Annotated in this window: 14 protein-coding genes; 12 read left to right on the forward strand and 2 right to left on the reverse strand. The window is 39.3% G+C overall.

Translation table 11 applies throughout. The features are described 5' to 3' along the window. The first annotated feature begins 217 nt into the window (after nucleotides 1-217). The gene (locus tag EUBHAL_RS10325; protein WP_022169857.1) at nucleotides 218-1,306 is read left to right on the forward strand and encodes a PucR family transcriptional regulator; all 1,089 of its coding nucleotides are present in this window, start codon (nucleotides 218-220) and stop codon (nucleotides 1,304-1,306) included. On the opposite strand, the gene EUBHAL_RS16900 is transcribed toward EUBHAL_RS10325, so the two are convergent. Next, entirely contained in the window at nucleotides 1,303-1,476 is a 174-nt protein-coding gene (locus EUBHAL_RS16900; RefSeq protein ID WP_334290895.1) for a DUF6783 domain-containing protein, read from the reverse strand. The genes EUBHAL_RS10325 and EUBHAL_RS16900 overlap by 4 nt on opposite strands. Here EUBHAL_RS16900 and EUBHAL_RS16905 point away from each other — a divergent pair. Both EUBHAL_RS16905 and EUBHAL_RS10330 read left to right on the forward strand, forming a co-directional pair. Beyond that, a complete protein-coding gene (locus EUBHAL_RS16905; RefSeq protein WP_320855626.1) occupies nucleotides 1,426-1,548 on the forward strand; it encodes a DUF6783 domain-containing protein in 123 nt (40 codons plus the stop codon). The two genes, EUBHAL_RS16900 and EUBHAL_RS16905, sit on opposite strands and share 51 nt — an antisense overlap. A 73-nt stretch (nucleotides 1,549-1,621) precedes the next feature. Then, nucleotides 1,622-2,899, forward strand: coding sequence for a S41 family peptidase (locus EUBHAL_RS10330; protein ID WP_005349082.1), 1,278 nt, complete (start codon nucleotides 1,622-1,624; stop codon nucleotides 2,897-2,899). Between the two features lie 190 nt (nucleotides 2,900-3,089). Here the strand turns inward: EUBHAL_RS10330 and EUBHAL_RS10335 are convergent, their stop codons facing one another. After that, nucleotides 3,090-3,572 carry a DUF5721 family protein gene (locus tag EUBHAL_RS10335; protein ID WP_044923042.1) on the reverse strand — a complete coding sequence of 161 codons (483 nt, stop codon included), beginning with the start codon at nucleotides 3,570-3,572 and terminating at the stop codon, nucleotides 3,090-3,092. 88 nt (nucleotides 3,573-3,660) lie between these two features. Here EUBHAL_RS10335 and EUBHAL_RS10340 point away from each other — a divergent pair, with 88 nt between their 5' ends. From EUBHAL_RS10340 to EUBHAL_RS10380, 9 genes are all read left to right on the forward strand, one after another. Continuing rightward, a complete protein-coding gene (locus EUBHAL_RS10340; protein WP_005349087.1) occupies nucleotides 3,661-4,935 on the forward strand; it encodes a M18 family aminopeptidase in 1,275 nt (424 codons plus the stop codon). Nucleotides 4,936-5,063: 128 nt separating this feature from the next. Beyond that, nucleotides 5,064-6,533, forward strand: coding sequence for a stage IV sporulation protein A (gene spoIVA, locus EUBHAL_RS10345; RefSeq protein WP_005349090.1), 1,470 nt, complete (start codon nucleotides 5,064-5,066; stop codon nucleotides 6,531-6,533). Nucleotides 6,534-6,667: 134 nt separating this feature from the next. Then, nucleotides 6,668-7,468, forward strand: a complete 801-nt coding sequence (locus EUBHAL_RS10350; RefSeq protein ID WP_005349093.1) for a GTP pyrophosphokinase — start codon at nucleotides 6,668-6,670, stop codon at nucleotides 7,466-7,468. A gap of 87 nt (nucleotides 7,469-7,555) precedes the next feature. Then, nucleotides 7,556-9,013: an RsmB/NOP family class I SAM-dependent RNA methyltransferase gene (locus EUBHAL_RS10355; protein ID WP_005349096.1), complete on the forward strand. Its 1,458-nt coding sequence runs from the start codon at nucleotides 7,556-7,558 to the stop codon at nucleotides 9,011-9,013. A gap of 151 nt (nucleotides 9,014-9,164) precedes the next feature. Beyond that, nucleotides 9,165-9,893, forward strand: coding sequence for a pseudouridine synthase (locus EUBHAL_RS10360; protein WP_005349100.1), 729 nt, complete (start codon nucleotides 9,165-9,167; stop codon nucleotides 9,891-9,893). A 180-nt stretch (nucleotides 9,894-10,073) separates the two neighbouring features. Further along, a complete protein-coding gene (locus tag EUBHAL_RS10365; protein WP_044923045.1) occupies nucleotides 10,074-12,182 on the forward strand; it encodes a YgiQ family radical SAM protein in 2,109 nt (702 codons plus the stop codon). 23 nt (nucleotides 12,183-12,205) lie between these two features. Next, on the forward strand, nucleotides 12,206-12,967 hold the full coding sequence (locus EUBHAL_RS10370) for an SDR family NAD(P)-dependent oxidoreductase (RefSeq protein ID WP_005349114.1): 762 nt from the start codon (nucleotides 12,206-12,208) through the stop codon (nucleotides 12,965-12,967). 7 nt (nucleotides 12,968-12,974) lie between these two features. Next, nucleotides 12,975-14,243: an RluA family pseudouridine synthase gene (locus EUBHAL_RS10375; RefSeq protein WP_005349115.1), complete on the forward strand. Its 1,269-nt coding sequence runs from the start codon at nucleotides 12,975-12,977 to the stop codon at nucleotides 14,241-14,243. Between the two features lies 1 nt (nucleotide 14,244). After that, nucleotides 14,245-14,790, forward strand: coding sequence for a Holliday junction resolvase RecU (locus EUBHAL_RS10380; protein WP_005349116.1), 546 nt, complete (start codon nucleotides 14,245-14,247; stop codon nucleotides 14,788-14,790). Nucleotides 14,791-14,909 lie beyond the last annotated feature (119 nt).

Below are 14,909 nucleotides of genomic sequence, written 5' to 3' on the forward strand. Positions count from 1 at the left end.
AGTGTGTTTGAGTAATGATTTGGAATAGATTTACAGGTGTACATAAATTTTTGTAGCTTTTCCACATGAATTGATATAAAAAATAATAACTTTTCACAAGAGGAAATATATTTTTTGCATATTTCCTCTTTTTTTTTGTTACTTTTGTATTAAAATAAAGAAAGATTGTTGCGTGCGATAGCAAAATGCGATGAGAGGGAAAGACAGGAGTGATACGATGATTTCAAATCAGATTTTACAGGACACCATTGACGGCATTAAGGCGATTACGAGAATTGACTTATGTGTCATGGATACGGAAGGTAAACCGCTTGCCTCCACATTAGATGCAGTCGAAGAATATAAGGAAGCGGTACTGGTATTTGCAGAATCTCTGGCAGAGAGTCAGGCATTGCAGGGATATCAGTTTTTTAAAGTATTTGATGAGAACCAGTTAGAGTATATTATTCTCGTTAAGGGTGAGACAGATGACGTATATATGGTTGGAAAGATGGCTGCTTTCCAGGTACAGAATCTTTTAATTGCCTATAAAGAGCGCTTTGACAAAGATAACTTTATTAAAAACCTGCTCTTAGATAACTTACTTTTGGTTGATATTTATAACCGGGCGAAAAAGCTCCATATTGAAACGGAAGTAAGAAGATGTGTATTTATTGTCGAGACAAAGAATGACAGAGATAATAATGCATTTGAGACAGTTCGTAATATTTTTTCTGCGAAAACGAGAGATTTTATTACTGCGGTAGACGAGAAGAACATTATTCTTGTTAAGGAAGTGAAGAATGGAGAGGGATACGATGAACTGACTAAGACAGCACAGGTTATCGTTGATATGCTTAACACAGAAGCGATGACAAAGGTTCATGTTGCCTTTGGTACTATTGTGAATGAGATCAAGGAGGTATCCCGTTCTTATAAAGAAGCGAAGATGGCGATGGATGTTGGTAAGATTTTCTATCCAGATAAGAATGTGATTGCATACAGCCGACTTGGTATTGGCCGTCTGATTTATCAGCTTCCATTACCACTTTGTAAGATGTTCATCAAAGAGATTTTTGACGGACGTTCTCCAGATGAATTTGATGAAGAGACCTTACAGACAATTAATAAGTTCTTTGAGAATAACCTGAATGTGTCAGAGACTTCCAGACAGCTCTACATTCACCGAAATACTTTAGTATATCGTCTGGATAAGCTTCAGAAGAGTACAGGGCTTGATCTTAGAGTATTTGAAGATGCGATTACTTTTAAGATTGCACTGATGGTAGTAAAATACATGAAGTACATGGAAAGTATCGAATATTAATAAGAACGCCTTCTGTCGGAGAAGATATACACCGTCAGAAGGCGTTTTTGATTTTTTAAACACGCTCTAGAGCGTGTTTGAAAAATCATTCCAGCAATCTGCACACCCCAATTTACGATATATTTTGCCTTCATTCGGTTGCCGTAGCCCGCTACGCCGCCCTCATTCAGGCGAAATCTCCCGCAAATTGTGATGTACATCTTGCAGAAAGCATTTCTCAAACACGCTCTGGCAAGAAGTAATATTGTTCTTTAAACGAAACGAAGAGTCAGTAATGCAGACACATTTTCATAGGAAGAGAGAAAGGAAGACAGAATGGATTTTAAGGAAAAAGAAATGAATCTTGAGTTAAAGGAACAGGATTCAGAACATAATAAAAAAAAGAAAGAGGAAGGCAGCCCAAAAAGAAAAAAAGGCTGCTTTAAACGTGTTTTAAGTGTGCTTGTTCTTGTCGTTATCATCGGTTTCAGTTTCTTTGCAGGAAGACAAAGTGTTATGACTTCAAATGCTTATGGAACCGGCCTTAATAATGGGAAGATTTTGCGCAAACTAAGTATGTTAGAAGCTTTTGCGGGTAACTATTATCTCAACAAAATAGATGCTGAGAATGTGGAGAACAATATTTATAAGGGGTTTGCTAAGGGCTTACAAGACCCCTATGCAGAATATTATACCCCATCAGAATATCAGCAATTGTCGGAAGAAGATGCGGGAAAATATAATGGAATTGGAATTTCTATTGCAAAAGACACAGATACGAATTATCCAGAGGTCGTTTCTGTATTTAAAGATCAGCCGGCATATAAAGCAGGTATTAAGAATGGAGATCTCATTACGGCAATTGATCAAAAAAGTACTGCCGATATGGAACTGCAGGATGTTGTTTCTGCCATTAGAAGCGAAGATAATGATAAAGTCGTTTTGACTATTTACAGAGATAAAAAAACAAAAGATTATACAGTAGAAAAAACTTCTGTAGAATTAGATAGTGTTACTTATAAAATGCGGAAGAATAAGATAGGCTATATTGCAGTAAGCCAGTTCCATGAAAATACGGACGAACAGTTTGATAAGGCAGTAACAGACCTTGAAAGCCAGGGAATGAAGAGTCTGATTATTGATTTAAGAGATGATGGAGGCGGACTGTTAACTACCTGTACCAATATGCTGTCCCGTCTGGTTGCAAAGGATAAAATGCTTGTTTATACAAAAGATAAAAAGGGGAAAAAAGAAGAGTTCAAGAGTGATTCGGGTAAAACAGTAGATGTACCGATGGTTGTATTGGTAAACGGAAATACAGCGAGCGCTTCCGAGATTATGACAGGATGCTTAAAAGATTACAAAAAAGCAACGGTTGTAGGTACAACAACTTATGGAAAGGGAATTGTACAAACTATTCTGCCTCTTACAGATGGTTCAGCCTTTAAGTTTACCATTGCCAAATATTACACACCAAAAGGTACAGATATTCATGAAAAAGGAATCGAGCCGGATGTGGAAGTGAAAATGAGCGATAAGCAGTGGAAAAAAGCCCAGACAGATGAGAAGGCAGATAAACAGTTGAAGAAGGCGATAGAGATTTTGAAAAAATAAGAATGGGATTTTCTTGATAGAGCGTGTTTGAAAAATTATTCCTGCAGCCGGCATGCCCCAATTTACAGTATATTTTGCCTTCATTCAGTTGACGTAGCCCGCTACGCACCATCATTCAGGCGAAATCTCTAACAAATTGTGGTACACATCTCGCAGAAAGTATTTTTCAAACACGCTTTAGATTATTATACTATATAACTGCTTTTTCCTTTAAAAACTTCGCCAGATATTCATCAAAAGCATACTCTAACGACTTATCGAGAGAGAAATTTTTATAGGAAATTCCAGTTGTGATAAGAAGATTTTTCGGGTCATATAAGATATTTACGTAGATTCCCTCAATATCTTCTTCGCGGAAGGAACTGTTATTATGCGCAATCAAATAGGAAATGGATTGCTTTGAAAGTCCGAGAACGATTTTGCAGGAGAGAGGGAGCCGTTTCCCTTTAATAATATCAAAAATGCGGTGGCGGATTTCTTTCCAATAGCAGAATTCACGATTCAGTGTCTGTTCTACGCTGGTATCATAAAAACCTTCGTTAATACGCCCCTGAATCTGATAACTTACCCCCATTTTGATAGAGGCTTCGATAAAGTAAAAGTGGTCGAATGTATCTTTGGATAAAAGATGAGACATAAAGTCTTTAATATCGGAAATTTGTATTGATAACATGAATAACTCCTCCATAAGTTTAGCTATTAAGACAAAATCTTATGATTGATGATAACATGAATTATTTTTTTTGAAAAGGAGATTGAGAATGAATGTTTTAACAGAATGTTTAGCACAGGGAACTTCCCCGGTGGGAGTCGTTTCTTTTGCTAAGGAATATTTAAAACAACAGGGATTTGAAGAGTTATATTACAATAAAATGATTTCACCAAAAGAAAATAGCAAATATTATATTGCCCCATTTCCAGATGTATTATTTGCCTTTACAACAGGTGCTGGAAAAGAAATGATTCAGTCTTTGCGTATGGCATTTGCACATGTGGATCAGCCTTGTTTTAAGGTGAAGGGAAAACCAGATTTTAAGAGCATGGGGTGTGCGATGCTTAATGTAGAAGTTTACGGCGGAATGATGGATCATACCTGGTTTGACCGTCCACTTGGACTGGCGGGAACTATTGTGCTAAAAGGAGAGGATGTATTTAATCCGATAGAGGTAACGTATGATAGTAAGAGACCGGTTGCGTTGATTCCGGGACTTGCGATTCATATGCAAAGAGAGGCAAATAATGGCTGGAAGATTGACCGGCAAAAAGAGTTAATGCCGCTTATGGGGCTTGCCAATGGCCGGTGGACAGAAGATGCTTTTCTTCATTTTCTGGCAGAAGAACTTTCTGTGGATGAGAGTGAAATTTTAAGTTATGATCTTAATTTATACAACTATGATCAGCCACAGCTTTGTGGGGTGAAAGAAGAAATTTTATGCAGTCCGCGAATTGATAATCTGGCCTCTGTCAGTGCGTTGTTAGAGTCTCTTACAGATGGAGAGAGGGAAAGTGGCATTAATCTTATTGGGCTTTTTAATCATGAGGAAGTTGGAAGTTTTACAAAGTCAGGAGCAGATTCTGCCTTACTTCCGGGAATTCTTGAACGTATTCTTTCAGGAATGGGCTGTTCAAAAGAACAGATAGATATTTCACTTGCACAGAGCTATTATCTTTCTGTTGACGGCGCACATGCCGCACATCCGAATTATACAGACCGTTGTGATATGACAACGAGAGCATATATGGGGCAGGGAGTTACTGTGAAGGTGAGCGGTACACAGAAATATGCTTCTGACTGCAAAATGTATGCGATTTTAAAAGGATTATCTGAAAAGTATGATATATTACTACAGGAGATTAATGACAGAAACACGATTCGCGGAGGCACAACATTAGGTCCGATGATTGGTTCACATCTGCCGATGGCAGGCTGTGATCTGGGCATACCGATGCTTGCGATGCATTCAGCCAGAGAGACGATGGCTATGGCGGATTATGTTAGTTTGTGTCAGTTAGTGACCGCATTTTTTGCAGAGTAAATTCTGGCAGCGATGTGATACATCATTTTTTAAATACGCTATGGAATCTTTTTCAAGTATACTAAGGCAAAATAGTCTATTTTTCTATTCCCTTGCATATACTAAATTAGTATTGGGGAGGGATTTTCATGGAAAAACAAAATATATATCAGGATATTTCAGCCAGAACAGGCGGAGAGATTTATCTTGGCGTTGTTGGGCCTGTCCGAAGTGGCAAATCAACATTTATTAAACGTTTTATGGAACTTCTTGTACTTCCTGAAATAAAAGATGAGAATGAACGCAAGAGAACGATGGATGAACTTCCGCAAAGTGGAACAGGGAAAATGGTTATGACAACCGAGCCGAAGTTTATTCCAAAAGAAGCGGCAGAACTTCCGATGGAAGATATGAAAATAAAAATACGTCTGATTGACTGTGTTGGCTTTATGATTCCCGGTGCGGGCGGTAATTTGGAAAACGGACAGGAACGTCTTGTAAAAACGCCGTGGTTTGATTATGAGGTTCCATTTACGAAAGCAGCAGAATTTGGCACAAGAAAGGTAATCAGAGATCATTCTACGATAGGGATTTTAGTGACAGCAGATGGGTCGTTTGGAGAAATTCCGCGAGATTCTTATGTAGAAGCAGAAAAGAAAACAGTTGCAGAATTAAATGAAATCGGAAAGCCCTTTTTGGTTCTGGTAAATAGTGAACGGCCATATTCAAAGGCAACACAGGCATTAACAGAAAAGCTTTCTAAAGAATATAATACCAGTGTAATGGCGGTGAATTGTGACCAGCTCAGGCAGGAGGATATTTTAGAAATCTTAAAAAATGTACTGCTTGAATTTCCATTATCTTCTGTTGGATTTTATTTGCCGAAATGGGTGGAAACATTAAGAGATGATCATTGGATGAAGAAGTCGGTCTTAGATCTTGTAAAAGAATTTATGACGGATAAAAATAAGATGAAAGATCTGTATCAGAAAGTATTTCCATCGAATGATTATATAGAGTCCGGGAAAATAGAAAAAATTCATATGGATACAGGAAAAGTGGATGTTAAGATTCAGATAAGGGATTCGTACTATTATGATATTTTGTCGGATCTTACAGGACTGCCAATTAAGAGTGAATATCATCTTATTCGCCTGATGAAAGAATTATCGGCAAAAAAGAGAGAATTTGAAGAAGTGTCGCAGGCGTTAAAGGATGCCAGAGAACGAGGATATGGCGTTATGAAACCGGTACTTTCAGAAATTACACTTTCTGAACCGGAAGTAGTAAAACATGGAAACAAATATGGCGTAAAAATTCGTGCCGAGGCACCGTCCATTCATTTGATTCGAGCCAATCTTACAACAGAAGTGGCCCCGATTGTAGGGACACAGCTTCAGGCAGAAGATCTTATTACATACATAAAAGAACAGGCGGGCGAAGAACCAAGAGAAATATGGAATGTCAATATTTTTGGAAAAACATTAGAACAGCTTGTTGATGATGGCATATCTGGCAAAGTTACAAAAATTAACGATGACAGCCAGGAAAAACTTCAAAACGCCATGGAAAAGATCGTAAACGAAAGCAGTGGCGGATTGATTTGTATTATTATATAATATAGCAAGAAAGTGAAAAGCACAAATTGTAAAACACATCTTGCAGAAAGCATTTTTCAAACATGTTCTTAACCTAAGTCATTTTTACTTGCACAAAATGGAAAAAAATGGTATAATAATTTGGGGGTGATTATATGGAGATACAGCTTTGGAGAGAACTGCTTGACCCATACCAGCTTGCGGTTGATGAGCTAACCGTAAAGTTTCATCATATTATAGAAGAACATCGGAATCAGGGTTTATATTCACCGATTGAGTCCGTGGACGGACGAGTGAAGAGTATTGTCAGTATTTTAGATAAGATGCAGCGTAAGAATGTATCAATGAATGATATTGAGAAGAAGATAGAAGATCTGGCGGGAATCCGTATTATCTGTCAGTTTGTAGAGGACATAGACAGAGTGGTGAATCTTATAAAGAACCGGACAGATATGAAGGTAAAGTGTGAGAAGGACTATGTAAGCCACATGAAGACGAGCGGCTACCGTAGTTATCACATGATCATTTTATATACGGTGAATACGATTCATGGACCAAAGGAGCTGAGTGCGGAGATTCAGATTCGCACGATGGCGATGAATTTCTGGGCGACGATAGAACATTCTTTACAGTATAAGTATAAGGAGAACATTCCAGAGTATATTCAGCAGAAGCTTCTTGATGCATCGGAGGCCATTATCGAAGTGGACCATGAGATGTCGGATGTAAGAGATGAGATTATGGATGCGCAGAATTCTCACAGAAAGAAGGAGACCTTAGTCAAGGATATTTTGAATAATATCCAGAACTTATATAAAGTGGCGAATCAGAGAGAAGTAACGAAGATTCAGGATGAGTTTTATAAGGTGTATGTACTTGATGATATGTTACAGTTAAAACACTTTGCAAGACAGCTTGATATTATTTCAGAAGGATATCGCGCACAGAGTCTGTAGGGTGAGAGTGCAGTGTATGGGGGCAGATAATAGCCATATAGAACATAGACAGTGAGATAGAACCACAGATAGATACAGGAGGAATGGATGAATTTACCAGAAGATTATCAGAACAAGATGCAAAAGATGCTTGGCGGAGATGAGTATTTGCAGTATCTGGATAGTTTTAATTATAGTTATGGACAGACGCTTCGGGTGAATCAGTTAAAAAAGGAACCGGCGGATTTTATCCGCCGGTTCCTTTTGGACGGACAAGTTTCCTGGTGTAGTACAGGATTTTATTATGAGGGCGAACAGAAATTATCCGCCCATCCGTATTATTATGCAGGAGTGTATTATTTACAGGAACCGAGTGCGATGGCACCTGCCGCTTTTTTACCAGTAGAACCAGGAGATAAGGTACTTGATCTTTGTGCTGCGCCAGGAGGGAAGTCCACTGCATTAGCAGCGAAGCTTCAGGGAGAGGGCTTTTTATTATCGAACGATATCAGTGCTTCCCGATGTAAACCTCTCCTTAAAAATATGGAGATGGCAGGAGTAAAGAATAGTGTTATTACCTGTGAATCACCGGAAAAATTAGCAGGGCGTTTTGCGGGGTATTTTGATAAAATACTAGTGGATGCGCCATGTTCTGGTGAGGGAATGTTTCGGCGGGAGCCTTCTATGGTAAAGAGCTGGTCACCAGAGGAGGTAGAACGCTATGCTAAGCTGCAAAGAGAGATTCTTACAAGTGCAGCGCAGATGATAAAGCCAGGCGGTTATCTTTTATATTCGACTTGTACCTTTGCGAAGGAAGAAGACGAGCAGACAGTGGAATATTTCTTAGAGCAACATAGAGATTTCTCTTTGCAGGAATTACCTCTTTGTGATGGTATCGAGGAGGGAAAACCAGAGTGGACGATTCGTGGCAGAGAAGATGTGAAGAACTGTCGCCGCTTTTTACCGCATAAAGTAAAGGGAGAGGGACATTTTGCTGCTCTCTTTAGGAAAGCAGATGGTGTGGAATCTGTGGATAAACAGTGTATAAAGGAAGATGACATATCAAAATCTGTGCATAAAGAAACAAAAGATAAAGAAAAGATGTGCAAAGATGGAAAGACACAGAATATTTCTAAGGTTAAAAATGTTAAGATTCCCGAAGCGATGGACGAATTTATGCGGGAGATTCCAGAATGGGAGCAGTGGAAGAATCGAATTATTTTTATAAAAGAGAGAGCCTTTTTACTGCCAGAGAATTGCCCGGACTTTAAGGGACTGCGAGTAGTCCGTTCTGGTCTTTATCTTGGAGATTGTTTAAAGAAGCGTTTTGAACCAAGCCAGGCGCTTGCAATGGCACTTAAGCCAGAAGAATATAAGAGAAGTGTTTCATTTAAAGCAGAAGACATCTGCGTGGAAAAGTATCTCCGCGGGGAGACAGTAGATATAGAAGATGCCGGACTGAATGGATGGACACTTTTTTGTGTAGATGAATTTCCACTTGGCTGGGGCAAATGCAATCGTGGCCGATTAAAGAATAAATATAATCCAAACTGGCGTAAATTATAATTACAGGAATACTGTAAAATCGTGCAAAAGACAGAGATTCAGGATATAGAACAGATAAAGGTAGATAAAATGGCTGGAACAGCTAGAGTATGTTTGCAAAAAGTATTTTTCAAACACGCTCTAGAAAGTAAGTTAGAAAGGAACAAGTAAGATGCCGGAAACTCTAAAAAAGATGAGACTGGATAAGTTTCTGACACAGGCAGCGGAGCTTACCAGGAGTGAAGCAAAGCAAAAGATAAAAAAAGGCAGTGTTACTGTCGATGGAGAAGTTGTGAAAAAGGCAGAGATGAAGGTTTCATCTGAAGATGCAATTTGCCTTGATGGGGAAGTGGTAACTTACGAAAAATATCGTTATATTATGCTTCATAAACCGGCAGGAGTTGTCAGTGCTACGGAAGATGCACAGTGCCAGACCGTTCTTGATTTGATAACAGAGGGACGAAAGGGACTTTTTCCTGTTGGAAGACTAGATAAAGATACGGAGGGGTTACTACTTCTTACAAACGATGGAGCGTTGGCCCATAATCTGCTCTCACCGAGAAAGCATGTAGATAAAACATATTTTGCGATTCTTGACGGAGAGGTAGGAGAAAAAGAACAGGAACTTTTTTTGCAGGGATTAGATATTGGAGATGAGAAAAAGACACTTCCGGCAAAACTTGAAATAACGGACAAGGCAAATGAAGTTTTCATTACAGTGCAGGAAGGCCGTTTTCATCAGGTAAAGAGAATGGCAGAGGCAGTAGGAAGAAAAGTAGAATATTTAAAGAGAATTTCCATGGGGCCATTGGTACTTGATAAAGAACTGAAAAAAGGGGAGTACAGACCACTTTTTGAGGAGGAACTTGCAAAATTAAAAGAAAGTACAGCTTCAAAATGATAAGACAAAAATAATAAAAACAATAAGAAAAAGATATAAGCAATAAAAATAGATGATGAAATATAGAAGATTAGAGCGTGTTTGAAAAATTTCTACAATCTGCACGCCCCAATTTGCAGAAAGCATTTTTCAAACCGGCTTTGGGAAAGGAACAGCAGGGAACAGGAAAGGAAGAACTTTATGATAAAAAAACATGGCTTTTTACCTATGAATAAAAAAGAGATGAAAGAGCGTGGCTGGGAACAGGCAGACTTTGTTTATATTTGTGGAGATGCCTATGTAGATCACCCCTCATTTGGAGCGGCAATCATTACCAGGCTGTTAGAAGATGCCGGATATAAAGTAGCATTTATCGCACAGCCGGACTGGAATGATGAGAGCAGCATTGCCGTATGCGGAGAGCCAAGACTGGCATTTATTGTATCTGCCGGAAACATGGATTCTATGGTGAACCATTATACATCCTTTAAAAAGAGGAGACACCAGGATGCCTACACGCCAGGCGGAGGATTTTCCGGGCGGCCGAATCGTCCGACAATTGTATATAGTAACCTGATACGAAAGACCTATAAAAAGACGCCGATTCTTTTAGGAGGAATAGAAGCGTCTCTTCGAAGACTGGCACATTATGATTACTGGAGCGACAAAGTAAAGCGTTCTGTACTCTTGGATTCTGGGGCAGATTTACTCATGTATGGAATGGGAGAACATTCTATTCTTGAGATTGCGGAAGCCTTAGATTCTGGAATTGCGGTGCAGGATATCACTTATATCAGAGGAACCGTATTTAAATGTAGGGATTTAGAAGAACTTTCCGGTGATTATGAACTTCTGCCGTCCTATGAAGAGATTACAGAGTCCAAAGAGACTTTTGCCAAAAGTTATTATCGCCAGTATGTGAATACGGATGCGATTACGGCAAAAAGACTGGTGGAACCGTATAAAAAGAAGGAATATCTTGTACAGAATCCACCATCATTGCCGCTTACGCAAGAGGAAATGGATCATGTATATGAACTTCCCTATATGAGAGCATGGCATCCATCTTATGATAAGCTTGGAGGTGTTCCGGCATTAAAGGAAATTAAGTTTTCTCTCACAAGTAACAGGGGATGTTTTGGCGGATGCAGTTTCTGTGCGCTGACATTTCATCAGGGAAGAAGGATTCAGGTGCGCAGTCAGGAATCCATTATAAAAGAGGCGGAGCTGATTATAAAAGATCCGGATTTTAAAGGATATATTCATGACGTTGGCGGCCCTACTGCTGATTTTAGACATACTGCATGTGAAAAACAGTTAAAGTATGGTGTGTGTGCGAATAAGCAGTGTCTTTTTCCAAAGCCTTGTGCGAATATGAATGCAGATCACAGTGATTATATTACTCTTTTGCGAAGACTTCGGGCATTGCCGGGTGTAAAAAAGGTATTTATCCGTTCTGGAATTCGATTCGACTATGTATTAGCAGATAAAAAGGATCATTTCTTAGAGGAACTTTGTAAGTATCATGTCAGCGGACAGTTAAAAGTAGCTCCAGAGCATATTTGTGACAGTGTATTAAAACTGATGGGCAAACCGGAGAATCAGGTGTATGAGAAGTTCGCAAAAGCGTACAGGAACATGAATAAAAAGCTTGGAAAGAAGCAGTATATGGTTCCGTATCTTATGTCCTCTCATCCGGGTTCCCATTTAAAAGAGGCGATTGCGCTGGCAGAATATATCAGAGATCTTGGATATATGCCAGAACAGGTACAGGACTTTTATCCGACACCGGGAACCATTTCTACTTGTATGTATTATACGGGACTTGACCCAAGAACAATGAAAGAAGTCTACGTTCCGGTAACGTTAAAGGAAAAACAGATGCAGAGAGCATTAATTCAGTATCGAAATCCCGAAAATTATGATATTGTAAAAGCAGCTCTGATTAAAGCGGGAAGAGAAGATTTGATTGGTTTTGATGAGCATTGTCTGATTCCGCCAAGAAAAATGGGACATAATTATCACCCTGGTAAAAAGGTATCTGCGGACAATACAGCAAAGTCTAAAGATGGCAGGGCGGATACCAGAAAGTATACAAAGCCAAAATCAGGCAAGCCTCAAAATATGAAGTCGAAGCAATTTAAGACGGATAAATATAAGACAGGTAAAGACAGGCCAGAAGACTTTAAAGCAGGGAGACAAAAGAACGAGAAATATAAGACAGACAGATTTACCGGAAAGACGCAAGAGAGAGGAAAGTCAAAGAAGAAAACAATCCGTAACGTTCATACAAGGAAGAAGTACAGATAGAAACGTGGATAGGAGGAATCCAGATGAATATAGGAATCATCACCGGTGCATCATCGGGAATGGGTAAGGAATTTGTGAAACTCACAATGCAAAATCATCTTGATTTAGATGAAATATGGGTAATTGCCAGGCGAAAAGAACGCTTAGAAGCATGGCCGAGCCTTTATAAAGAACAGAAATTTCGGATACTTCCACTGGATTTGCAGAAGAAAGAAGATGTAGAGTGTCTGAAACAGACATTAGAAGAGACACAGCCACATATTGAATTATTTGTTCATTGTGCCGGCTTTGGAATTATGGGAAAGATTCAGGATATTTCCATGGAAGAACAGGCAGAGATGGTCGATGTGAACTGTAGAGGTGTTGTGGAGATCTCCTCTTTGCTACTTCCCTATATGAAATACAGAGGACGCATGATTTATATGGCTTCCGCAGCAGCATTTCTTCCACAGCCAGGATTTGCTGTTTACGCGGCAAGTAAGGCATTTGTACTAAGTTATGTCAGGGCTTTACGGGCAGAGAACAGGGAAAGACAGCTTCGGGTGACGGCGGTGTGTCCGGGAGCAGTAAAGACAGAATTTTTTAATCGTGCACTGACAAAGAAGCATTTGCCAGCTTATAAGAAACTTGTTATGGCGGACCCGAAGAAAGTGATTAAAAAAGCATGGAAGGATAATGAACAGAATAAGGAGATTTCTATATATGGAAAGGCAATCAAACTCACGCATCTTGTGACAAAGATACTGCCGCACAGCCTTTTCCTGCAATTTATCGGAAGGAAATAAAGAGACGATGAAGGAAATAACAATTACAAAAAGAGAAGAGGGACAGCGTTTTGATAAGTTCCTTATAAAGTATCTTCCTGGCGCATCTTCTGGCTTCTTACACAAGATGCTTCGCAAAAAGAACATTAAGTTAAACGGGAAAAAAGCAGAAGGCAGGGAGAAGCTTACAGCGGGAGATCTGATTCAGATTTTTTTCTCAGATGAGACTTTAGAAAAGTTTCAAAATCCGCAATCAGGAAGAGATGATTCTTATGAGGCAGACAGCAGTATGGAAAATCATAAAAGTGATAGAGGGTTTGGACAGTCAGGACGGAATAGACAGCCTGACAGAGAACAGGCAAAAGTTTATACGAAAGACAGAGCGGGCAATGGAGGACAAGAACGAAAACTTACGAAAGAAGAACGAGAACTTCGTAAGCAGGTGCGTGTGCTTTATTCTTCAGAAGATATTCTTGTATTCCATAAGCCTGCCGGAATGCTTTCTCAAAGAGCCAAAGCCAGTGATGATTCCTTAAATGATTATCTGATTGATTACTGTATTCAGACTGGAATCATTTCAAAAGAAGAACTTGCAGGCTTCCGTCCGTCTATTGCCAACCGCCTTGACCGAAATACAAGTGGAATTGTTCTTGCGGGAATTTCCATCAAAGGACTTCAGCGTCTGGCCTCTATGTTGAGAGAACGTACACTTGGAAAGTATTATCTTTGTCTTGTAGAAGGGAAAGTGAAAGAAGATGCCCGCATCGCAGGCTATCTTACAAAAGAAGAGAAAAATAATAAAGTTTCCCTTCATAAAGAAAAGGCAGAAGGTGCTTCTTATATTGAGACAGAATATAAGGTTTTAAAAAGTACTGATAAAGCAAGCCTCTTAAAAATCCGTCTTATCACAGGAAAGAGCCATCAGATCAGGGGACATCTGGCATCTGTCGGACATCCAGTATTTGGTGATTACAAATATGGAAATCGTGATTTTAACAACCAGATCAAGTGGAAAGATGGTGTGAATTATCAGCTCTTGCATAGTTATGAACTGGTTGTTCCAGAAGGAACAGGAGAACTTTTCGGCTTGCATATCATTGACCCGGTACCAGAAGTTTTTCATAAGGTGCAGACAAGATGGGGACTGGAAGTTCCTGAACTTTCTTATGAGAACGAGGCTAAGAACCGAGAAACTGATAATAAAAGAGCTGGGAATACACGAACAGGAAGGACAACTAATAAGAAAACTGAAAATGCACGAACAGAGAAAATAAGAAAGAGCAGAAGGGAAAAATAAAATGGCTACCTGGAACTCAAGAGGACTTCGAGGTTCGGTATTAGAAGAACTGATCAATTACGCAAACCAAAAGTACAAAGACAAAGGCTTAGCTCTTATCCAGAAGATTCCGACACCGATAACTCCTGTCCGCTTTGACAAGGAATCTCGTCATATTACCTTAGCTTACTTTGAGAAAAAAAGTACTGTTGACTATATCGGGGCGGTACAGGGAATTCCAGTTTGTTTTGATGCAAAGGAATGTGCAGTGGATACCTTTTCCCTGCAGAATCTTCATCCACATCAGGTAGAGTTCATGAAGAACTTTGAAAAGCAGAATGGAATCAGCTTTTTGCTCATTTATTATACCCATCGGCAAAAATGCTATTATCTGCGGTTTTCAGAAATGATAAAGTACTGGGAGCGGATGGAAGCAGGCGGACAAAAGAACTTTAAATATGAAGAATTATCCCCGAAGTTTTTTGTCCCGGCAGCAGGAGGTATTGCCCTTCATTATCTTGTGGCGATGCAGGAAGATTTAAAGGAAAGAAATACAGATAAGAAATAAATCATAAAACACAAAAAGAATCCTGGAGCATTTTCAGACACGCTTCTAGATTGACGAACTTTCATTTTTCATATATAATAAGACTTTGTAAAATTTTAAGAATGACAATGTTTTTAGAT

The sequence above is a fragment of the Anaerobutyricum hallii DSM 3353 genome (genome assembly GCF_000173975.1).
Taxonomy (GTDB): Bacteria; Bacillota; Clostridia; order Lachnospirales; family Lachnospiraceae; genus Anaerobutyricum; species Anaerobutyricum hallii.

Coding starts and splice junctions, on each gene's coding strand:
- EUBHAL_RS10355 (WP_005349096.1), top strand. CDS start 7,556: ATGAATTTACCAGAAGATTATCAGAACAAGATGCAAAAGATGCTTGGC.
- EUBHAL_RS10375 (WP_005349115.1), top strand. CDS start 12,975: ATGAAGGAAATAACAATTACAAAAAGAGAAGAGGGACAGCGTTTTGAT.
- EUBHAL_RS10380 (WP_005349116.1), top strand. CDS start 14,245: ATGGCTACCTGGAACTCAAGAGGACTTCGAGGTTCGGTATTAGAAGAA.
- EUBHAL_RS10370 (WP_005349114.1), top strand. CDS start 12,206: ATGAATATAGGAATCATCACCGGTGCATCATCGGGAATGGGTAAGGAA.
- EUBHAL_RS10330 (WP_005349082.1), top strand. CDS start 1,622: ATGGATTTTAAGGAAAAAGAAATGAATCTTGAGTTAAAGGAACAGGAT.
- EUBHAL_RS10335 (WP_044923042.1), bottom strand. CDS start 3,572: ATGTTATCAATACAAATTTCCGATATTAAAGACTTTATGTCTCATCTT.
- EUBHAL_RS10325 (WP_022169857.1), top strand. CDS start 218: ATGATTTCAAATCAGATTTTACAGGACACCATTGACGGCATTAAGGCG.
- spoIVA (WP_005349090.1), top strand. CDS start 5,064: ATGGAAAAACAAAATATATATCAGGATATTTCAGCCAGAACAGGCGGA.
- EUBHAL_RS10360 (WP_005349100.1), top strand. CDS start 9,165: ATGCCGGAAACTCTAAAAAAGATGAGACTGGATAAGTTTCTGACACAG.
- EUBHAL_RS10365 (WP_044923045.1), top strand. CDS start 10,074: ATGATAAAAAAACATGGCTTTTTACCTATGAATAAAAAAGAGATGAAA.
- EUBHAL_RS10340 (WP_005349087.1), top strand. CDS start 3,661: ATGAATGTTTTAACAGAATGTTTAGCACAGGGAACTTCCCCGGTGGGA.
- EUBHAL_RS10350 (WP_005349093.1), top strand. CDS start 6,668: ATGGAGATACAGCTTTGGAGAGAACTGCTTGACCCATACCAGCTTGCG.